This window comes from Candidatus Pelagibacter sp. HIMB1587, from assembly GCF_052047775.1.
Taxonomy (GTDB): Bacteria; Pseudomonadota; Alphaproteobacteria; order Pelagibacterales; family Pelagibacteraceae; genus Pelagibacter.
The window spans coordinates 605,306-624,521 of the sequence record NZ_JBNAJJ010000002.1 but is presented as its reverse complement, the minus strand read 5'-3'; the positions used below and the strand labels follow the sequence as shown (position 1 = coordinate 624,521).

Annotated in this window: 21 protein-coding genes and 1 riboswitch; of the genes, 5 read left to right on the top strand and 16 right to left on the bottom strand. The window is 31.0% G+C overall.

Annotated features, from left to right (window positions below):
- Window positions 1-5: 5 nt before the first annotated feature.
- The 6 genes from gcvP to ACTTBE_RS07660 form a co-directional block, all read right to left on the bottom strand.
- Window positions 6-2,876, bottom strand: a complete 2,871-nt coding sequence (gene gcvP / locus ACTTBE_RS07685; protein WP_440677830.1) for an aminomethyl-transferring glycine dehydrogenase — start codon at window positions 2,874-2,876, stop codon at window positions 6-8.
- The gene (gene gcvH / locus ACTTBE_RS07680; protein WP_262589607.1) at window positions 2,876-3,256 is read right to left on the bottom strand and encodes a glycine cleavage system protein GcvH; all 381 of its coding nucleotides are present in this window, start codon (window positions 3,254-3,256) and stop codon (window positions 2,876-2,878) included. The genes gcvP and gcvH overlap by 1 nt, the downstream gene beginning before the upstream one ends.
- Window positions 3,256-4,356 carry a glycine cleavage system aminomethyltransferase GcvT gene (gene gcvT, locus ACTTBE_RS07675; protein ID WP_440677829.1) on the bottom strand — a complete coding sequence of 367 codons (1,101 nt, stop codon included), beginning with the start codon at window positions 4,354-4,356 and terminating at the stop codon, window positions 3,256-3,258. The genes gcvH and gcvT overlap by 1 nt, the downstream gene beginning before the upstream one ends.
- A 78-nt stretch (window positions 4,357-4,434) precedes the next feature.
- A riboswitch (glycine riboswitch) is annotated at window positions 4,435-4,524 on the bottom strand.
- Window positions 4,525-4,555: 31 nt separating this feature from the next.
- Window positions 4,556-5,428, bottom strand: a complete 873-nt coding sequence (locus ACTTBE_RS07670; protein ID WP_440677828.1) for a DMT family transporter — start codon at window positions 5,426-5,428, stop codon at window positions 4,556-4,558.
- The gene (locus ACTTBE_RS07665) at window positions 5,428-6,369 is read right to left on the bottom strand and encodes a biotin-dependent carboxyltransferase family protein (protein WP_440677827.1); all 942 of its coding nucleotides are present in this window, start codon (window positions 6,367-6,369) and stop codon (window positions 5,428-5,430) included. The genes ACTTBE_RS07670 and ACTTBE_RS07665 overlap by 1 nt, the downstream gene beginning before the upstream one ends.
- Window positions 6,359-7,036, bottom strand: a complete 678-nt coding sequence (locus ACTTBE_RS07660) for an allophanate hydrolase subunit 1 (protein ID WP_440677826.1) — start codon at window positions 7,034-7,036, stop codon at window positions 6,359-6,361. The genes ACTTBE_RS07665 and ACTTBE_RS07660 overlap by 11 nt, the downstream gene beginning before the upstream one ends.
- 28 nt (window positions 7,037-7,064) lie before the next feature.
- Between ACTTBE_RS07660 and ACTTBE_RS07655 the strand changes: the two genes are divergently transcribed.
- The 3 genes from ACTTBE_RS07655 to ACTTBE_RS07645 are packed head-to-tail and all read left to right on the top strand — an operon-like array spanning window position 7,065 to window position 9,113.
- Entirely contained in the window at window positions 7,065-7,838 is a 774-nt protein-coding gene (locus ACTTBE_RS07655; protein WP_440677825.1) for a 5-oxoprolinase subunit PxpA, read from the top strand.
- Complete coding sequence (locus tag ACTTBE_RS07650; RefSeq protein ID WP_440677824.1) at window positions 7,838-8,323, top strand: tetratricopeptide repeat protein; 486 nt, start codon at window positions 7,838-7,840, stop codon at window positions 8,321-8,323. The genes ACTTBE_RS07655 and ACTTBE_RS07650 overlap by 1 nt, the downstream gene beginning before the upstream one ends.
- Window positions 8,324-8,327: 4 nt before the next feature.
- Entirely contained in the window at window positions 8,328-9,113 is a 786-nt protein-coding gene (locus ACTTBE_RS07645) for a putative hydro-lyase (protein ID WP_440677823.1), read from the top strand.
- Here the strand turns inward: ACTTBE_RS07645 and ACTTBE_RS07640 are convergent, their stop codons facing one another.
- From ACTTBE_RS07640 to ACTTBE_RS07625, 4 genes are read right to left on the bottom strand one after another with little or no spacing between them, the layout of a single operon-like run.
- Window positions 9,114-9,821: an ABC transporter ATP-binding protein gene (locus ACTTBE_RS07640; protein ID WP_440677822.1), complete on the bottom strand. Its 708-nt coding sequence runs from the start codon at window positions 9,819-9,821 to the stop codon at window positions 9,114-9,116. It abuts the gene before it with no gap.
- Entirely contained in the window at window positions 9,811-10,533 is a 723-nt protein-coding gene (locus ACTTBE_RS07635) for an ABC transporter ATP-binding protein (protein ID WP_440652829.1), read from the bottom strand. Before ACTTBE_RS07635 ends, ACTTBE_RS07640 begins: the two co-directional genes overlap by 11 nt.
- Window positions 10,530-11,543, bottom strand: a complete 1,014-nt coding sequence (locus ACTTBE_RS07630) for a branched-chain amino acid ABC transporter permease (RefSeq protein WP_440677821.1) — start codon at window positions 11,541-11,543, stop codon at window positions 10,530-10,532. Before ACTTBE_RS07630 ends, ACTTBE_RS07635 begins: the two co-directional genes overlap by 4 nt.
- Window positions 11,543-12,409: a branched-chain amino acid ABC transporter permease gene (locus ACTTBE_RS07625; protein ID WP_440635302.1), complete on the bottom strand. Its 867-nt coding sequence runs from the start codon at window positions 12,407-12,409 to the stop codon at window positions 11,543-11,545. The genes ACTTBE_RS07630 and ACTTBE_RS07625 overlap by 1 nt, the downstream gene beginning before the upstream one ends.
- 147 nt (window positions 12,410-12,556) lie before the next feature.
- Between ACTTBE_RS07625 and ACTTBE_RS07620 the strand changes: the two genes are divergently transcribed.
- Together ACTTBE_RS07620 and ACTTBE_RS07615 are read left to right on the top strand one after the other, a co-directional pair.
- Window positions 12,557-13,813 carry an ABC transporter substrate-binding protein gene (locus tag ACTTBE_RS07620; protein WP_440651084.1) on the top strand — a complete coding sequence of 419 codons (1,257 nt, stop codon included), beginning with the start codon at window positions 12,557-12,559 and terminating at the stop codon, window positions 13,811-13,813.
- A 101-nt stretch (window positions 13,814-13,914) separates the two neighbouring features.
- Window positions 13,915-14,526 carry a YjbE family putative metal transport protein gene (locus ACTTBE_RS07615; protein ID WP_440677820.1) on the top strand — a complete coding sequence of 204 codons (612 nt, stop codon included), beginning with the start codon at window positions 13,915-13,917 and terminating at the stop codon, window positions 14,524-14,526.
- On the opposite strand, the gene panB is transcribed toward ACTTBE_RS07615, so the two are convergent.
- From panB to guaB, 6 genes are read right to left on the bottom strand one after another with little or no spacing between them, the layout of a single operon-like run.
- On the bottom strand, window positions 14,523-15,296 hold the full coding sequence (gene panB / locus ACTTBE_RS07610) for a 3-methyl-2-oxobutanoate hydroxymethyltransferase (protein ID WP_440677819.1): 774 nt from the start codon (window positions 15,294-15,296) through the stop codon (window positions 14,523-14,525). The genes ACTTBE_RS07615 and panB overlap by 4 nt on opposite strands.
- Window positions 15,289-15,690: a hypothetical protein gene (locus tag ACTTBE_RS07605; protein ID WP_440677818.1), complete on the bottom strand. Its 402-nt coding sequence runs from the start codon at window positions 15,688-15,690 to the stop codon at window positions 15,289-15,291. The genes panB and ACTTBE_RS07605 overlap by 8 nt, the downstream gene beginning before the upstream one ends.
- 9 nt (window positions 15,691-15,699) lie before the next feature.
- Entirely contained in the window at window positions 15,700-16,119 is a 420-nt protein-coding gene (locus tag ACTTBE_RS07600; protein ID WP_440647864.1) for a VOC family protein, read from the bottom strand.
- A 21-nt stretch (window positions 16,120-16,140) separates the two neighbouring features.
- Window positions 16,141-17,703, bottom strand: a complete 1,563-nt coding sequence (gene guaA / locus ACTTBE_RS07595) for a glutamine-hydrolyzing GMP synthase (RefSeq protein WP_440677817.1) — start codon at window positions 17,701-17,703, stop codon at window positions 16,141-16,143.
- Window positions 17,693-18,130, bottom strand: a complete 438-nt coding sequence (locus tag ACTTBE_RS07590) for a tetratricopeptide repeat protein (protein ID WP_440677816.1) — start codon at window positions 18,128-18,130, stop codon at window positions 17,693-17,695. Before ACTTBE_RS07590 ends, guaA begins: the two co-directional genes overlap by 11 nt.
- The gene (gene guaB / locus ACTTBE_RS07585; RefSeq protein WP_440677815.1) at window positions 18,130-19,206 is read right to left on the bottom strand and encodes an IMP dehydrogenase; all 1,077 of its coding nucleotides are present in this window, start codon (window positions 19,204-19,206) and stop codon (window positions 18,130-18,132) included. Before guaB ends, ACTTBE_RS07590 begins: the two co-directional genes overlap by 1 nt.
- Window positions 19,207-19,216: the final 10 nt, after the last annotated feature.

Genomic DNA, 19,216 nt, shown 5'->3' with positions numbered 1-19,216 from the left:
AATGGTTATGCCGCGTCTTCTTTAAACTCATCCATACTTGGACAAGTACAAAAGATATTCTTATCTCCATAAACATTGTCCACTCTTGCAACTGGTGGCCAAAATTTATTTGTTTTTAAGAACTTAGCAGGATAAGCAGCTTGCTCTCTTGTGTATTTATGCTCCCAATCATCTGAAGCAAGTTCTATATCTGTATGAGGAGCGTTCTTAATAGGATTGTCTACTTTATCAAACTCACCAGAATTGATCTTATCTATTTCAGATTTAATATTAATCAAAGTATCACAAAATCTATCAAGCTCAGATAAACTCTCACTCTCTGTTGGCTCTATCATCATAGTTCCCGCAACTGGCCAAGACATTGTTGGTGCATGGAAACCATAATCGATCAATCTTTTAGCGATATCTTCCTCAGTGATACCTGTCTCACTCTTAATTGATCGAATATCTATAATACATTCATGAGCAACATTGCCATTTGAGCCTTTGTACAAAATTGGGAAATGATCTTTAAGTCTATGGGCTATATAATTTGCGTTTAATATCGCAACTTGAGTAGCTAGTTTTAAACCTTCAGAACCCATCATTTTAATATACATCCAAGAAATTGATAAAATACTTGAGCTTCCCCAAGGGGCTGCTGAAACTGCGCCTATTCCTGTAGCGGGTCCACAATCTTTAACAACTGGATGATTAGGCAGGTAAACTTGCAAATGTCTCTTACATGCAATTGGCCCCATTCCTGGTCCTCCGCCACCATGTGGAATGCAGAATGTTTTGTGTAAGTTTATATGACAAACATCTGGACCAAAATTTCCAGGTCTTGCTATTCCAACAAGTGCATTTAGGTTTGCACCATCCATATAAACTTGACCACCATGTTTGTGTATCAGTTCACAAATATCTGTAATTTTTTCTTCAAATACACCGTGAGTAGACGGATATGTAACCATTAATGCTCCAAGATTTTCAGAATGTGCTTCTGCTTTTTTCTTCAAATCTTCAAAATCAACATTTCCTTCTTTGTCACAATCAACAACTACAACTTTCATTCCAACCATTTGTGCACTAGCAGGATTTGTTCCATGTGCTGAACTTGGTATCAAACATATATTTCTATTTTCTTCTCCTCTATCTAAATGATATTTTCTAATTACCATTAAGCCTGCATATTCTCCTTGAGCACCTGCATTTGGTTGAAGTGAAACACCAGAAAAACCAGTAATTGATCTTAACCAATTTTTAAGATCAGTGAATAATGCTCTATAACCTTCCATCTGCTCTACTGGTACAAACGGATGAGGCTCAGCTAACTCTCTCCATGAAATAGGAATCATTTCTGCAGTAGCATTTAATTTCATAGTACATGAACCAAGTGCAATCATAGTTCTGTTAAGAGCTATATCTTTATCTTCTAATTTTTTTAAATATCTAAGCATCTCTGTTTCTGAATGATATGAATTAAAAACAGGGTGTTCCAAGTATTTAGAAGTTCTCAGTAAATTTTTTGGTAAATTAGGTAAACTTACTGTTGGATCTTCTTTTTTAATAGACTCGGCTGCATTAAAAATTTTCAACAATTGATTTACTCTATAAACATTTTTCTTTTCATCAAAAGAAACGGCCAACATTTCAGAATTTACTCTTCTAATGTTTACTTTTTGATCCAAAGCATTTTTATAGATTTGATCAGTTTTATCTTTTGTTACAATTGTAACTGTATCAAAGAAATGATCTGAATAAATTTCATATCCAGATTGTTTTAATTTATCTGCAAAATTTTTAGCTAATTGAGAGACTCTTTCTGCAATAGTTTTTATTCCATCTGGCCCGTGGTAAATTGCATATGCTGCTGATACGATTGCTAACAATGCTTGAGCAGTACAAATATTACTTGTCGCTTTATCTCTTCTAATATGCTGTTCTCTTGTTTGAAGTGATAATCGGTAAGCTTTGTTTCCATGTCTATCAACAGACACACCAATAATTCTTCCTGGCATAGATCTTTTGAACTCGTCTTTAGTTGCAAAGAAAGCTGCATGAGGTCCACCATAACCCATTGGAATTCCAAATCTTTGAGAGCTTCCTACAGCAATATCAGCGCCTAATTCTCTTGGTGTTTTAAGTAGCGCTAAAGCTAATAAATCAGAAACTAATACAGCTTTTCCATTTTTTTTATGAATTTTACTGATGGCTTCACTTGGATCTTTGATGTCTCCTAAAGTTCCAGGATATTGAAGAATTCCACAAACTAAATCCTCTTTAAGTTGATCCAATACTTTATCTTCATTGCCAACAAGTACTTTTAATCCCATTGGCTCTGCTCTTGTTTGAATTACATCGATTGTTTGTGGATGACAATTTTCTGAAACAAAAACTAAATTACTATCCTTTTTATTTAATCTATGACTTAATCCCATAGCTTCTGCAGCTGCTGTTCCTTCATCAAGCAAAGATGCGTTTGCAATATCCATGCCAGTGAAATCAACAATCATTTGCTGAAAGTTTAGAAGCATTTCTAGTCTTCCTTGTGCTACTTCAGGCTGATAAGGAGTATATGATGTATACCAACCTGGATTTTCTAAAATATTTCTTAAAATTACATACGGAGTGTAAGTTCCATAGTAACCCATGCCAATAAAATTAGAATAAATTTGATTTTTTTTTGAAATTGCTTTCAATTTTCTTAATGCTTCATACTCAGAATTAGACTCTCCTATATTTAATCCATCTTTCAATTGTATCTTTTCTGGAACTGTACTTTTTATTAAATCGTCTAATGAATTATAATTAAGCTCCTTCAGCATTTTATTTTGATCTTCTTCTGAAGGCCCAATGTGTCTTTTTAAAAAGTCTTTTTGTGAGTTATGTAACATTAGCTAGCACTCTCCTTTGCAAATTTATCGTATTCTTCTTTATTCATTAAGCTGTCCATTTCTGAACTATCTTTCAATTTAAGTTTGAAAAACCAAGCTGATCCCTCAGGGTCTTCATTAATTTTAGCAGGATCATCTACTATAGCTTGGTTAGTATCAACTACTTCACCACTTACTGGAGTATAAACATCACTTGCAGCTTTAGTTGACTCAACTACTCCTGCTGTGCCATCTTTTTCAACGCTTGAACCTTTTTCAGGTAACTCAGCAAAAACAATATCTCCCAACATTTCTGTTGCATGCTTTGTAATTCCAATGGTGGCAACATCGCCCTCTACTGTAATCCACTCATGCTCTTTTGAAAATTTAACTTCACTCATTAGTTTACTCCTTTCACGTAACTTTTTTTATAAAATGGTAACCCGCAAACACTTGCAGGATGTTTTTTTCCTCTTACTTCCAGTAAAATTTTTGTATCAACTTTGGAAAACTCTTTATCTATGTAGCCCATTGCTATTGGACCATTTACACTTGGGCCAAAAGTTCCGCTTGTAACCTCACCAATAAGTTTTTCTGTCTCATCAAATATTTTAGTTTTTTCTCTAGCAATCAATCTTCCTTCTGGCTTGATGCCAATTCTAATTTTAGAGGTACCCTCTTCTATTTCTTTCATAATTTTTTCAGAACCAACAAATCCACCATTTGAAATTCTCTCTTTAGAAATCGCCCACTTTAAGTTTGCTTCAATTGGTGTTTTTTCTGTATCAAGTTCATGTCCATATAAGCACAATCCAGCCTCTAATCTCAAGGTATCTCTTGCCCCAAGTCCTATAAGTTGTGCTCCTTTTTCCATCAAATTCTGAGTAAATCCTTCGGCTAAATCGTTATTAATAGACACTTCAAAACCATCCTCTCCAGTATAACCAGACCTTGTAACAAAAGCTTTTTGATCTTTATAATCAAACCAGTTCCCTGTCATAAAATTAAGTTTTTCAACACCTTCTATTATGTCATTTAAAATCTCAACTGACTTTGGACCTTGAATTGCAATTAATGCTCTTTGATCATCAAGAACCATTTCATATTTACTGTTCAGTAAATCTGATAAAATTTTAAAATCATTATCTTTGCATGCTGCGTTTAAAATAATTAAATATCCTTTTTCAATTTTAGTGATTATCAAATCATCATGAATTCCAGCACTATCGTTCATTAAAAAACTATATTTAGAACAGTTTTGTTTCAAATTTTTTAAATCAAGTGGAAAAATTTTTTCAAGATCAGCAGTTAAGTCATCTCCACCATGAATAAATAATTGACCCATATGAGACACATCAAAAATACCTGAATTTGATCTTGTGAATTTATGCTCCTCAACAATCCCTTTGCTGTATTGTATGGGCATTTCATATCCAGCAAATTCTACAAATTTAGCTTGGTTATCTTGATGAAGTTTGTTTAAAGATGTTTTTTTTCCCATACTAACTCTGTCGTACCCATCTGTATTTTTGCCTGAGAGTTTTACTCCTTCGGCGAGAACTCAATCTCTTTCCAGAGTTAATATAATACGGTCCTTTTACCTGAGAGTTTCCTGGGCGGTTGCTCCTTCGGTGTCACAAAGTTTGTGATCTCTCCCGTTAACAAATATTCTAATAAATACTGTTTAATGTCAAATGTTATTAGATCGCTTTTTTTTCTGAGGTATATAAATTGTAAAATTGAAGTAAAACTGCAAAAATAACTATTGATCCTCCAATAATTACTATGAACGGTGGCTGTTCATTTATAAACAACCACGCCCATAAGGGACCTAGCACTGCTTCTGTTAGCATTATGATTCCAACCATTGCCGATGGTGTTCGTTGAGCTCCGATAGTAATAAAGATAAAACCTAATCCTAATTGTAAAAACCCAGCTAAAAATCCTAAAAAAATATCATTAGGAGATATCATTATTTTTTCTGACATTAGGAAACCTATTAACAACGCAAAAACACCTGCAACAAATTGAGCAGGAACCATATCAACAGTTGGATATTTTCTTACTACCAAAATTAATGTAGCAAAGGATATTGGCATTATGAAAGCTGCAATATTTCCAGACATTTGACCTGGAGATAAAGAACTTCCAACCATTAAAAGTATTCCTGAAATTGCAAGAATTATTGAAGTAAGAGTAATTGCTGAAATTTTTTCTTTTAAAAAAAAGTAACCAAATATTGCTAAAAAGATTGTTTGTGTTTGAATTATAAAATTAGCATTAGCAACTGTTGTGTTATACATGGCGAACACATAACCACTAAAACCAAGTGATAAAATAAATCCACCAAAGAAACCAGGAAATCCTAAATTATAAAAGGATCTAAATACTTGTTTCTTATAAGTTAAAGTTAAATACAAGCTAATAACAATTAGGAAGAATACCGTTCTCCAAAATAATATTTGCCAAAGAGTTGCTCCCTCAAATGATTTTACAATCAAACCTCCAAAACTAAGACTACATGCACCTAGAAATACTAAGAAGGGTCCAGGAAGTTTTCTGATAATATTCATTATATTTGATTAAGTAAGTTCTGAGTGTCCATCTCATATAATTTAAACAAAGTTTCAGCATCAGATAAATTTATCTCTTTAAATTTGATTTTTGAGCCAGGTGATATTTGTACCAATCGATCATAATCAACACTAGCTACCACCCCAATTTTTGGATACCCTCCAATAGTACCATGGTCTGACAGCATAATAATTGGGTTTCCATCTGCTGGTACCTGAATGACCCCTTTTAACAAACCTTCTGATTTAATATTGGTGTTTACAATATTTTCAATTTTTGGACCTTCTAAACGCATCCCCATTCTATCTGAAAGTTTTGATACAGAAAATTCTTTTTCAAAAAATATTTTTTTTCCTTCCTCTGAAAAATAATCAAAGTTTGGTCCTTTTATTACTCTGATATTTTCAACTTTAGAATTTATATAGTTAGTTTTTTTTTTACTTTGTTCTGTATTAATATTTAAGATATTTATTTTTTGACCGTTCTCTAATTTTTTTCCATCATTTGATCCGATATTTGCCTTGGTATTTATAGAGCAACTATTCCATTGAAATCTTAAATCTAATTCTCCACCAACTGCTAAATAACCATAAACTGATTTATTTGTTGAGATAAGATTGATTTCATCTCCACTTTCGATTTGATAACTCTCATAACAATTACCATCAATTTCTGTGCCATTTTTAATAATTTGAAAAACAATATCGCCAGTGACTACTATGTTAATTTTATCTCCAGAATATTTTAAATGTGGTCCTTGGTATGCAAATTCTATAACTGGAGAATTTAATTTATTACCTACCAGCTTGTTAGCTAAACTATAATTTCTATTATCCATTGCTCCGCTAAATGGAATTCCTATATGATATAAATTATTTCTTCCTTGGTCCTGAAAGGTTGTATTTACTCCAGCTCTTATAATTTGAAAATTATTTGTCATTGTAGCTATTATATTTTTCAAGATTTATTTGTTTGAAAACTACTATGTCGCCAGGATTTATTAAATTTGGCTCTTCCTCTTTTGAATTATCAAAAACATCTACAGGTGTATTACCAAGTATGTTCCATCCACCAGGGCTTTCAAATGTATAAATGTTTGCAAATTGTTCAGTTAAAGCAACTGATCCTTTGGGGACTTTTACTCTTGGTGTTTCTAATCTTGGTACTCTCATATTTTCATCCAAATCACCTAAAAAAGGCATACCGGCAATAAATCCGGTCATATAACAAAAATATTCCTTACTAAAAAAATTTTCTAAAATTTTATCTCGATTAATATTTAATTTTTCTTCTAATCTTTTTATATCAAGAGAAAATTGATCATCACAACAAACTGGAATTTCTATTTTAGTACTATTGTTGTTTTGAGTTTCATTAACATTTAAATTTTCAATCAATTTTTTAACTTCTTTAAAGTTTGTTTTTCTAAGGTCGTAAGAAACTATTAATTTATTATAAGAAGGAGTAAGATTATTTATACTTTCAACGTTCTCTTTTTTTAAAGCTTTAAAATATTTTATTACTTCAGAGTTAACTGATTTATTTACCTCTACACCAAAATCGCAATAAACAGCTGCGTCACCAAGATTTGATATATTTTTTATCATGGCATGTTATACTTCAACAATTAGAACTATGGAAATTAATATAAATTGTGATTTAGGTGAAAAATCAAAACACCATTCAAATAAATATGATCCAGACTTACTTGATATAGTAAATTCTGCTAACGTAGCATGTGGATTTCATGCTGGTGATGAAGAATCCATGAACCAAGTGGTTCAAATATCAAAAAAAAATGGCGTTAGTATTGGAGCCCACCCATCATTTAACGACCCAGAAAACTTTGGAAGACAAAGAATGAACCTAGCACCTGAAGAAGTTAGAAAATTAATTATTGACCAATATGAAATTTTACAAAAAATTGCTCAAGATCATGGAGAAAATGTTACTCATATAAAACCACATGGAGCGTTAAATAATATGGCGTGTGAGGATATTGATCTGGCAACTACTTTAGCAAAAGCAATCAATGAAATAAGTAAAGATTTGATCTATTTAGTTCCTACTGGCTCTAAAATGGAACAAGCAGCTAAAAAATTAGATATGAAGATTGCCTGCGAAATTTTTGCAGATAGAACCTATGAAGATGATGGAAATTTAGTTTCTAGAAAAAAACCACATGCATTAATTACTGATCCTGAAGAGGCTAAAAAACATGTATTAAGCATGGTAAAAAATCAGGCACTGAATTGTCACAGTGGAAAGCAAATACCTTGTGAAATCGACTCTGTCTGCATACATGGTGATAATGAAAGTTCACTTGCTACCGCAAGATCAATTAGAGAAAATTTAATTGAAAATGGACTAAATTTAAAACCTTTAAGCCAAATGGAGAAATTTTTATAATGATTAAAAAAATATTTATTACTTTGATATTTGTTTTGTTTGCTTCCAATGCAATTTCAGCAGGTTCAGACTCAACACCAAAGAAGGTAAAGTCAGATTATGATAAAGCAGTACAATCAATCAAATTTGCCAAAAAATATGAAAAAAAAGGCAAATTAGAAAAAGCTAAAAAAAGATATGCAAAAGCTCAAAAGCTTCTTCTCAAATCTAATAAAGTAAAGCCTCTTCAAGCAGATACTTTAAACTATCTCGGTTTTACAACTAGAAAACTTGGCGATTACGAAAATGGAGAAAAATATTATCTTTTAGGTTTAGAAATAGATCCAAATCATAAAGGTATTAACGAGTATCTTGGTGAATTATATGTTGCTACAAATAGAATGGATTTAGCTAAAGAAAGACTTAAAGTATTAGAAACTTGTAACTGTGAAGAATATAACGAGTTAAAAGAAATAATTGAGGGAACAAAGAAATCTAAATACTAATTTAATGCTAGATATTCAAGATCCATTAGAGGCAAGAAAAGTTATCAGAGAAAATAATTATAAGGAACAAACTGCAGGCGCTGCTAATAAGTATGTTCAAGGAAATCTTTGTATCTTACCAAGCAAATATGCAATGGACTTTGCTTCTTTCTGTCAAAAAAATCCAAAACCTTGTCCATTAATTGGATTTGGTACTAAAGGAGATCCTTCATTAAAAGATCTTGGTGATATTGATATTAGAACTGATGTCCCTCAATATAGAGTATGGGAAAAAGGAAAATTAATTGACGAACCATATGATATTAAAAAATATTGGAATGAAGATCTAACAACTTTTGTTTTAGGATGTTCAATGTCTTTTGAGCTTCCTTTAATTGAAGCCGGTATTCCAATTCAACACATAGAAAACAATACTATTGTTCCAATGTATAAAACTTCAATAGACTGTGAACCTGCTGGACAATTTTCAGGAAAACTAGTTGTGTCTATGAGACCCTTAAGTTCAAAGGATACTATTAGATCAATTCAAATTAGTTCCAGATTTCCTGCTGTGCATGGTGCACCTGTACATGTTGGTAATCCAAATGAAATTGGAATTAAAGATATAATGAAACCTGAATATGGTGATCCACCTAGGACAATAAAGAACAATGAAATTCCTGTATTTTGGGCATGTGGTGTTACTCCTCAATCTGTTTTAGAAAATTCAAAACCTGATTTTTGTATCACTCACAGTCCAGGTAAAATGCTTATTACTGATAAACTAAATAACGATCTTGCTGCTTTTTAATTAATTTCCTAAAAAAACTTTAGTTACTCTCTCATTATCAATTAGATCTTCTGATTTACCATCAATAACTAATCTGCCACTTTCTAAAACATAGCCTCTATCTGCCATACTTAATGCAAGTCTTACGTTTTGTTCTACGAATAAAATTGATATCCCCTCTGCAACTATATTTTTAAATATCTTAATTAAGTCTTTCATAACCATTGGTGATAGACCTAAAAAAGGCTCATCGACCATTAAAAGTTTAGGTAAACCCATCATGCCTCTAGCTATAGCTAACATTTGTTGCTCACCACCAGACATTGTTTTTGCTAGCTGATCTGATCTAGTTTCTAGCTTTGGAAATATCTTATAAACTTTGTTTAATGAATTTGTTAACTCTTCTTTAGCCTTAGGATGCCAAGCACCCAACAAAAGATTTTGTTTAACAGTAAGATGAGGAAATACCCTTCTTCTTTCAAGAACATGTGAAATTCCTAATTCAGTTCTTCTATAAGTTGGAATATTTGAGATTAAGTTATTATCAAAAGTAATAGAACCTTTTTTATGTTCAACGAGATTACTTATAGTGTTTAAAACAGTACTTTTACCAGACCCGTTTGGTCCTAAAAGTGCAACCATTTCTGCTTTATTTACGTTAATTGAAACATCCCAGATAACTTGAAAATCATCATACAAAACATCAATATTTTTTACATCAAGCAGCATCAAATGTTCCTAAGTAAGCATCTATTACTTGTTTATTGTTCTGAATTTCTTTTGGTTCTCCAAATGCAATTCGTTTTCCCTGATCTAATGCAAGAACATTGTCAGAAATTTCCATTATAATATTTATGTTATGTTCTATTGTAATAATTGTTACACCAGTTTTTTTTAATTTTTTAACAAGTTCAACAAGTCCAGGGATAGTCTTTTGATCCACACCTCCTGTTACTTCGTCCATCAAAAGTAATTTAGGATCAATAGCCATAGCTCTAGCCATTTCTAATCTTTTCCTTTGTCCGGTTGATAACTCTTTTGCAAAATGATGTCTTTTCTCAATCAAATCTACAAAGTCAATAATCTCTAAGGCTCTATCTCTTGCTCTTTTAATATCTTTCTCTTTAACAAACGCTCCAATCATAACATTTTCAAGTAATGTTTGATCTGCGAAAGGTTTTAGTTTTTGGAAGGTTCTACCTACTCCAAGATTGCTAATTTTATCAGGACTAATTCCAAAAATATTTTTGTCATAAAATTTAACTTTTCCAGTGTCTGGTTTTGTAAAACCAGTAATCAAATCAAATAAAGTAGATTTACCAGCACCATTAGGTCCTATCACTCCTAAAATTGACCCTTCTTCAACGTCAAAAGAAATATCTCTATTTGCATGGATTCCACCAAAAGATTTACTTAAATTTTCAACAGTTAATATTTTCATCTTTGTTTTTTTCTTTCTAAAATATCTTTAGGAATAAATGAGATCAGACCGTTTGGTCTAAAAATACAAATAATCATTAAAATCAAACCATAAAAAATTAAGTCAACAGCACCACCCGTACCTCCTAAATAAATTCTTGAATATTCTGAAATTGGCACAAGTATTGCAGCACCTATAATTGGACCCCAAACATTTCCTATTCCACCAAGTACTGTGATTAATAAAACTATAATTGATATCTCAATATTAAAAACTCTATCTGGATCAATAATTAAAATATATTGAGCAAACAAGCTACCCATCGGAGCCATGATCATTGCTGAAATCACATAAGCTATAATTTTATAATTTGAAACATTGATACATAAACTTAATGCTGCTTGTGGATCGTCTCTAACTGCTCTTAATCTGTAACCAAGTTTTGATCTACTCAACAACCAGACTAAAAAAAATGTGATTAAAAAGAATATTAAAAAAACGTAATAATAGGGAGCTTTACTGCTATGAAACTGCAATGCAGACCATGAGTCTTCTGGTGTCATTGTCACCCACAATCCTGATGCAGCTCCAACTAAATCCCATCTTTGAAAAACTACTTGGAAACTTATCCCAATTAACAATGTGGCAATTGCAAAGTAGTGGCCACTTAATCTAAGCATTGGTATACCAATTAAGACAGCAAAAATTGCTGAAACTAACATGCCAAAAAATATGCTGATCCAAGGAGTTATTCCGTATTCCATATAAAAAAATGAAGTTGCATAAGCACCTATTCCAAAGAATGCTCCATGGCCTAAACTAATCTGACCAGAAAAACCTGCAATTACATTCCAAGACTGAGCCATAACTGCATGCATGAAAATCATAATAAATAAATGGAGATAAAATGAATTCATCCCAAAAAGCGGCAGTGCAAACAAAAGTATAATTAAACCAGCAATAATTGATATAACCCTGTTATTTGTATTCCAAATTGGTTCTGATTTTGCAATTGCTAACTTACTATCCATTAATACCTACCAAACAGACCTTGAGGTTTATAAATCACAACTAAAAGATAAATTGCAAATACATACAAAAGTTTAAATGATGGATCGATCAATAATCCACCAAGAGATTCTACTAATCCTATAATTATGCCAGCATATAAACACCCAATGATACTCCCAAAACCTCCTAATGCTACTGCAACGAAAGCAAATAATGCAAAATTAATACCAACATCAGTAAAAATAAAAAAATAATTTGCCATCATTCCACCTGCTACACCTACACAACCAAGTCCAATCGCCCAACCAATAGCAAACATTTTATTTGATGGAATTCCTAAAATTTCTGCCGCATGTCTATCTTGAGCTGTTGCTTGAAGAGCTAATCCAGTTTCTGTTTTTGTTACAAACCAATACAAACCAAAAAATGCAACTAGACAAACAAGACTTGCATATAATTGGGGCTGACCAATAAACACAGATCCAATTTCAATACGTCCTTCTAGTAAAGGTTTATCAACATTTCTAAAGTCTGGTGTCCATAATAATTGAGCGATCGATCTAATAAAAATAGATAATCCAAATGTTGCACAAATTTGGATAAGCATTTTTGCTTTTAAGATATAGCGAATTAAAAAATAATGAGTAACAATTCCACAAAATGCCAATAAAAGTATAGTAATTGGAATTGAAAACAGTGGATCTAAACCAAATAAAGACCAAAGCCAAAATGATGAAAACATAGACAACATCAAATGCTCTCCATGAGCAAAATTTACAATTTCCATTAATCCAAAAATTAAACTTAAGCCTGCTGCAATTAATGCATAGATTAATCCCATCATTAATCCTGTGACTATAGCTTGAATTATAATTTCAGAAGTCATTTGGTTTATTATTAAAGTATATATAAAGAATGTATATATTAAACAAATACTTCTTAAGCATTGATAAAATAAAAAAACTAAACCATTGAATTGATCAATTGAATAGTATTAAGTTAGATATTTAAAAATTAAACAAGAGGGAAAAAAATGAGAAAATTAATTCTTACAGTATTTACTTTTTTTTCATTAGTATCTGCGCCAGCAATTAGTTATGCAGAAGATGTAAAAATTGGAGTACTTTATCCACTTACAGGACCTGTTGCTCAGGTTGGTAAAGACGCTGTTGCAGCAGTTAAGACAGCTTTGGATATTATCAATAACAGTCACAACATTCCAGGTATGCCACTTGCAAAAGATGCCGGATTAAAAGGATTGGGCGGCGGTAAAATATCTATCGTTGTTGGAGACCATGGTGGAAAACCAGATATCGGTGTTGGTGAGACTGAGAAAATGTTAAATTCTGATAAAGTTCATGCAATGTTTGGGGCTTACTACTCATCAGTAACTGGTGCTGCTAGTCAAGTATCTGAGAGAGCAGGAATACCTTGGGTAAACGGTGAGTCTACTTCTCCAAAATTAACAACAAGAGGATTTAAATACTTCTTCAGAGTTACTCCACACGATGGTGAGTTTACTCAACTTATGTTTGAGTTCATGAACGACTTTAACAAAAAGAATAGTAATAAGTTAAAGACACTAGGTATTATTCATGAAGATACATTGTGGGGTGCTGATAGTGGTGGAACTCAAGACAAAATGGCTAAAGAACAAGGTTATGATGTTATAGAGAAAATTAGCTACAAAGCTAAAACAACAACTTTGAGTTCTGAGGTACAAAGATTGAAAGCAAAAAACCCAGATGTTTTATTGCCTTCATCTTATACAGCTGATGCATATTTATTTTTAAATACTGCAAAAGAACTTGATTATAATCCTAAACTTTTAGTCGCTCAAAACGCTGGTTATACAGATCCTAAATTCATAGACACAATGGGAAGCAAAGCAGAAGGTGTAATTACAAGATCACCTTTTAATACTGACTTAGCAAAAACTATTCCTATGATTGGAACTGTAAACGACTTGTTTAAAACACACTCTGGTGGAAGAGATTTATCAGATGTGCCTGCAAGAGCATTTACAGGTTTTATGGCTTTAGCTAATGCAATTAATAATGCCGGATCAACAGATCCTGAGAAAATCAGACAAGCTCTAGTAAATCTAGATATGTCATCTGAGTCTTTAATTGTTCCTTACAGAGGAATTAAATTTGGAGCAGACGGCCAAAACGAAAAAACTAGAGGTATTTTAATGCAAGTTCAAAATGGAAAATACTGTACAGTATATCCATTTGAATTAGCAGCTTGTGAATTAAAATATCCTATGCCTACTTGGTCTGAAAGATAATTTAATAAAAATACAATTATTAAGGCGGTCAAATTTTTTGACCGCCTTTTTTTTATTCTTTTGATTGCAATCTTGTTAAATTAAAATAATAATTAGACATCTTGATTGAAGAGCTCATAATTCTAACCCAAATTATTTTTATTACTATTATCTTAACTGCAGATAATGCAGTGATCGTTGGTTCTATTGCATCAAATTTTGTACCCAAAAATAGAAAACAAATTATTTTATGGGGTGTAATTGGAGCGTTTGTTTTTAAAATCTTTTTTGCAATCTTTGCTACTTTTTTATTTGAATTTTATTTTATAAAAATTTTAGGTGGATTATTGCTGGTATGGATAGTTAATGATTTAAGAAAAGATCTTGTTGATATAAAAAATATAAAACCTTCAGTTAAAAAAACAAAACAACCATCGTACATAAATAGTATAGGTAAAGTGCTATTTGCTGATCTGATGATTAGTTTTGACAATGTTATAGGTGTTGTTGCTGCAGCTCAAGGATATTTTGGCTATATGATTTTTGGTCTTGTCCTATCGGTCATTCTTACTGGTGCATTAGCTACTTATATGGCTAATTATATTCAAAAACATATTTGGATAGCTTACATTGGTTTAATATTTATTTTAGTTGTTGGTCTACAATTAATTATAGGTGGTTTGGTAGATCTCGAGATACTCAATATTAACGAAGAATTTAAAAAATATTTTTAGTTAAAAGAGTATTTTTTTGAGGGAAATTTTCTTTTTTTAACCTCAGCTGCATACTTAGATACTGCTTTTGATATTTCTGTTTTTATATTTGTATATTTCTTAACAAATCTAAATTTGATTGGATTTAAACCTATTAAATCATCGAATACCAAAATCTGTCCATCACAATTATTAGATGCTCCTATCCCAATTGTTGGAATGCTAATATTTTTAGTTACTTGTTTTGCTAATGATGTTTGAACACACTCTAAAACCATACAAAATGAACCAGCTTCTTCAAGTAACTTTGCGTCTCTCATAATGTTTTCTTTTTCGCTTTGTTTCTTACCTTTAAATTTAAATGTTTTATCTGACTGAGGTAAAACTCCTATATGACCCATTACAGGTATATTATTTTTAACTAAAATTTTAACTGTATTTATAATTTTCTTTCCTCCCTCTAATTTGACCCCGTCACATTTGGTTTTTTTCATAATTAATTTTGCATTTTTCAATGCCTCTTTAGAATTACGATAAGTATTGTGGGGCATATCAACAATCATTAAACTTTTTTTAATGCCCATACGAACACTCTTGGAGTGTTCAATCATAGTATTTAAAGTTACTTCTCTAGTAGACTTATAATTATATAAAACTGACCCAAGGGAATCCCCCACTAAAATTAGATCACAATAATTATCTAAAACTGAAGCGATATTTTTTGAATAAGCAGTTAGACTAACTATTTTTGATTTATTTTTTTTTCTTACAAAATTTTTAATTTTATTCATTTCTTAATTCTTGATTTATATAAGTATTTAAGAGCTTTTTAGATATAGATAGTTTTTTTGCAACTGCAGTTTTTTCATCAATAATTCTCCAAAAAGGAAGGTTGGGTTTTTTTAATTTTCTTTTACTTTGTTCCTCTAATGATGCTTCTATAGCAATTCTCAAAAATATTCCTGTAGAAACAGGACATGTTTTGTTTGCTTTAGCTTTTTTTGCCAATGCGTTTCTCATTTCAACAACTGTCTTTTTTTTTCCTTTTGGAATTTTTTTTATGAAATTAGCAATCGATGATGGTGACGACACTAGCATTGTTTCACCTTTTTTAATATCTGCAAAGTTAAAAGTTAATTTTTTAATTTTCTCTTTATATGGTTTGTTAAACTTCTCAATCCACATTAAAAAATGTTACCAGGTACCTGTATTCTCCATAGAGGACCAAGGTTCTTTTGGTTCTAAATTACCTTCTTGTAATATTTCTATTGAAATTTTATCAGGTGATCTAACAAATGCCATATGACCATCTCTTGGTGGTCTGTTTATAGTATAACCCATGTCCATTAATCTTTGGCAAGTTTCGTAAATATTATCTACTCTATATGCAAGATGACCAAAATTTCTTGAACCTTCTCCTAGTTCATCCCCATCCCAATTATATGTGAGCTCAATTTCTGCTTTGTCATCATTAGGAGCTGCAAGAAAAATTAAAGTAAATCTTCCTTTTTCATTTTCCATTCTTCTTGTTTCTTTTAAACCAAGTCCTTCACAGAAGAATCTCAAAGATTCATCTACATCCTTAATTCTGATCATTGTATGTAAATATTTCATAAGGTGTTTTTATAATTAAAATTACTCTAATTCAATAGTACTTGGAGGCTTAGAAGTAATATCATACACAACTCTATTAATTCCTCTTATGCTATTAACAATTTTGTTAGAAATAGTTTGCATAAATGATTTTTTAAATTCATAAAAGTCTGCAGTCATTCCATCTTCAGAGGTAATTGCTCTAAGTAAACATAAATATTCATATGTTCTATTATCACCCATAACTCCAACTGTTTTAACTGGAAGTAATGCTGCATAAGCTTGCCAAATTTTGTGATAAAGTCCATGATCTCTTAAAGCTTGAATAAAATAATGATCAGCTTCTTTTAAAATTTTAATTTTTTCATTAGTAATTATGCCAGGCATTCTGATTGCTAAACCTGGGCCAGGAAATGGATGTCGTGAAATTATTTCTTGACTTAAATTTAACTCTAAACCTAATTTTCTAACTTCATCTTTAAATAGAAATTTTAATGGCTCTACTAACTTTAAGTTCATTTTTTTAGGTAAACCACCCACATTATGGTGAGACTTTATTTTCGAAGTTTGACTCCCTGTAACAGACTTACTTTCGATTAAATCTGGGTACAACGTTCCTTGTGCTAAAAATTTTACATTTTTTATTTTCTTTGCATACCTTTCAAAAATTTTAATGAATAGATTTCCTATTATTTTTCTTTTTCTCTCTGGATCAGAAACATTTTTTAATTTACTTAAAAATTCCTTTTCAGCATTCACGTAGATTAAATTCATTTTTAATCTTTTTTTAAAAGTTTGAACAACCTGAACTTCTTCGTTTTTTCTAAGCAATCCAGTGTTTACAAAAATACAATATAGTTTTTTACCTATTGCTTTGTTCAATAACTGAGCAACGACACTACTATCTACACCACCTGATAATGCACAAATAACTTTATTGTCTCCAACTTGAGATCTTACATCTTTAATTAATTGTACTTTTTGATCTTTTGAAGACCAATTTTTCTTAATTTTACAAATAAGAAAAATAAAATTACTAATCAGTTTTTTTCCACTTTCTGTATGTGTTACCTCTGGGTGAAACTGCACACCATAAAAATTTTTGATTTTATTTTCTACAATTGCAAATTTAGAATTTGAGCTTGATGCAATTACTTTAAAATTTTTAGGTAATTTAGATACTTGATCAGCATGGCTCATCCAGACCACTTTAGATTTTTTTGTACCAAAAAAATTATTAGTTAAGAGACTATTATTTTTTTTAATTACATTTGCTAAACCAAATTCACGGTGCTTTGATTGTTTTACTCTTCCTCCATTAAGTTTTGACAATATTTGGTGTCCAAAACAAATACCAAGAACAGGAATATTTAGTTCTAAAATTTTTTTGTCAAATGAGTACTTATTAATTTGATAAACATTGAGAGGACCTCCTGATAAAATTATACCTTTTACACTTTGATTAATTTGATTAATTTTAATTTTTTTATGACTTACAATATCTGAGAATACTCCAAGTTCTCTAATTCTTCTTGCTATTAATTGTGTAAATTGTGAACCAAAATCTACAATTAAGATTTTGTTAAGGCTATTATCAAGACTCATTACTTGGTTCTAGATTTTTTAAAGACTCTAAAATTTCATTATTTTCATTACATAATGACTTACATACTTGAACAAATGTTTCAGATAATTCTTTAACTTTATCATAATTAGATTTTTCAAGTGCAATTTTCATTAGCATTAAAATAGCTTCTTCATTTTGAGGATCAATTAATAAAGTGGTTTCTAAGTTGTATTCTTCTTTTCTTTGATCTTCCTCGTGATTATAAATTTTTGCTAAATACAAATATGAATTTGCATCCTTTGGATTAAATACAATATTTCTCTCAAATAAAAATCTTGCATCCTCATATTTTTCTTTTTCATACAATTTAATTGCTTCATTAAAAAAATTTTCCTTTGAAAAAGAATTAGATTGAAACGAAACAATTAAAACAACCAGTGAAATAAATTTCAAAATTTTATCCATTAATATTTACTATCATTTTTAATTACATCTACATTATGAACCATACTTTCATAAAATCCAGCTTTAGTAATTTTAACAAATTGTGGTTTGTTTCTCAATTTCACAATCTCTTTTGAACCAAGATAACCCATAGACGATTTAAGGCCTCCAATTAATTTAAATATAATACTGCCAACATCACCTTTGTATTTTACAAAACCTTCTACTCCCTCTGGAACATACTTGGATGTATCTTTTTGCTTAGTTTGAAAATACCTATCTGCTGAACCTTTATTCATAGCTCCTACAGAACCCATCCCTCTAAAGCTTTTAAATAATTTTCCATTTTTCTTAATTAATTTACCAGGTGTTTCATCTGTACCTGCAAATAAAGAACCTATCATTACAGCATCCGCACCTGCTGCAAAAGCTTTTGCCAGATCGCCAGAATATTTTATTCCACCATCAGAAATTATTTTTACATTTTTATTTTTAAGTCCATTTCTTACAGATAAAATTGCACTTAACTGTGGAACACCTATTCCAGCAACTAACCTTGTTGTACAGATTGATCCTGGTCCAATACCAACTTTAATAATATCTACCCCTAAATTAATTAAAAATTTTGCTGCTTCAGGTGTTGCAATATTTCCAGCACATAAAGCGACTTTCTTACTTTTAATTTTTTTTATATATTTAACTATTTCTCCCACTTTTTTGGTATGTCCGTGAGCTGTATCTACTACAATTAAATCAACACCTTCTTTAAGTATAGCTTTAGCTCTATCAAATTCAGCAATTGATGCTCCAACAGCTGCACCAACTAATAATTTTTGTTTTTTTACTTTTTTAATTTCTAATATTTGTTTTTGGATATCTAAATTTCTGTGAATAACTCCAATTCCTCCAGCTTTACCAATTGCTATTGCCATATTGCTTTCTGTAACAGTGTCCATTGCAGAAGACAAAAGTGGGATTTTAAGTTTTAAATTTTTCGTTAAGTTTACTGATGTATTTACTTCAGATGGCAATATCTCCGAGTACTTCGGGGCCAACGTAACATCGTCAAAGGTGAGTGCTTCTTTTATAGGAACCATGATCTTTTAT

Bases quoted from the DNA above. Each gene is read 5' to 3' on its own strand.
- gcvP (WP_440677830.1), bottom strand. From the start codon at position 2,876: ATGTTACATAACTCACAAAAAGACTTTTTAAAAAGACACATTGGGCCT.
- gcvH (WP_262589607.1), bottom strand. From the start codon at position 3,256: ATGAGTGAAGTTAAATTTTCAAAAGAGCATGAGTGGATTACAGTAGAG.
- gcvT (WP_440677829.1), bottom strand. From the start codon at position 4,356: ATGGGAAAAAAAACATCTTTAAACAAACTTCATCAAGATAACCAAGCT.
- ACTTBE_RS07670 (WP_440677828.1), bottom strand. From the start codon at position 5,428: ATGAATATTATCAGAAAACTTCCTGGACCCTTCTTAGTATTTCTAGGT.
- ACTTBE_RS07665 (WP_440677827.1), bottom strand. From the start codon at position 6,369: ATGACAAATAATTTTCAAATTATAAGAGCTGGAGTAAATACAACCTTT.
- ACTTBE_RS07660 (WP_440677826.1), bottom strand. From the start codon at position 7,036: ATGATAAAAAATATATCAAATCTTGGTGACGCAGCTGTTTATTGCGAT.
- ACTTBE_RS07655 (WP_440677825.1), top strand. From the start codon at position 7,065: ATGGAAATTAATATAAATTGTGATTTAGGTGAAAAATCAAAACACCAT.
- ACTTBE_RS07650 (WP_440677824.1), top strand. From the start codon at position 7,838: ATGATTAAAAAAATATTTATTACTTTGATATTTGTTTTGTTTGCTTCC.
- ACTTBE_RS07645 (WP_440677823.1), top strand. From the start codon at position 8,328: ATGCTAGATATTCAAGATCCATTAGAGGCAAGAAAAGTTATCAGAGAA.
- ACTTBE_RS07640 (WP_440677822.1), bottom strand. From the start codon at position 9,821: ATGCTGCTTGATGTAAAAAATATTGATGTTTTGTATGATGATTTTCAA.
- ACTTBE_RS07635 (WP_440652829.1), bottom strand. From the start codon at position 10,533: ATGAAAATATTAACTGTTGAAAATTTAAGTAAATCTTTTGGTGGAATC.
- ACTTBE_RS07630 (WP_440677821.1), bottom strand. From the start codon at position 11,543: ATGGATAGTAAGTTAGCAATTGCAAAATCAGAACCAATTTGGAATACA.
- ACTTBE_RS07625 (WP_440635302.1), bottom strand. From the start codon at position 12,409: ATGACTTCTGAAATTATAATTCAAGCTATAGTCACAGGATTAATGATG.
- ACTTBE_RS07620 (WP_440651084.1), top strand. From the start codon at position 12,557: ATGAGAAAATTAATTCTTACAGTATTTACTTTTTTTTCATTAGTATCT.
- panB (WP_440677819.1), bottom strand. From the start codon at position 15,296: ATGAATAAAATTAAAAATTTTGTAAGAAAAAAAAATAAATCAAAAATA.
- ACTTBE_RS07605 (WP_440677818.1), bottom strand. From the start codon at position 15,690: ATGTGGATTGAGAAGTTTAACAAACCATATAAAGAGAAAATTAAAAAA.
- ACTTBE_RS07600 (WP_440647864.1), bottom strand. From the start codon at position 16,119: ATGAAATATTTACATACAATGATCAGAATTAAGGATGTAGATGAATCT.
- guaA (WP_440677817.1), bottom strand. From the start codon at position 17,703: ATGAGTCTTGATAATAGCCTTAACAAAATCTTAATTGTAGATTTTGGT.
- ACTTBE_RS07590 (WP_440677816.1), bottom strand. From the start codon at position 18,130: ATGGATAAAATTTTGAAATTTATTTCACTGGTTGTTTTAATTGTTTCG.
- guaB (WP_440677815.1), bottom strand. From the start codon at position 19,206: ATGGTTCCTATAAAAGAAGCACTCACCTTTGACGATGTTACGTTGGCC.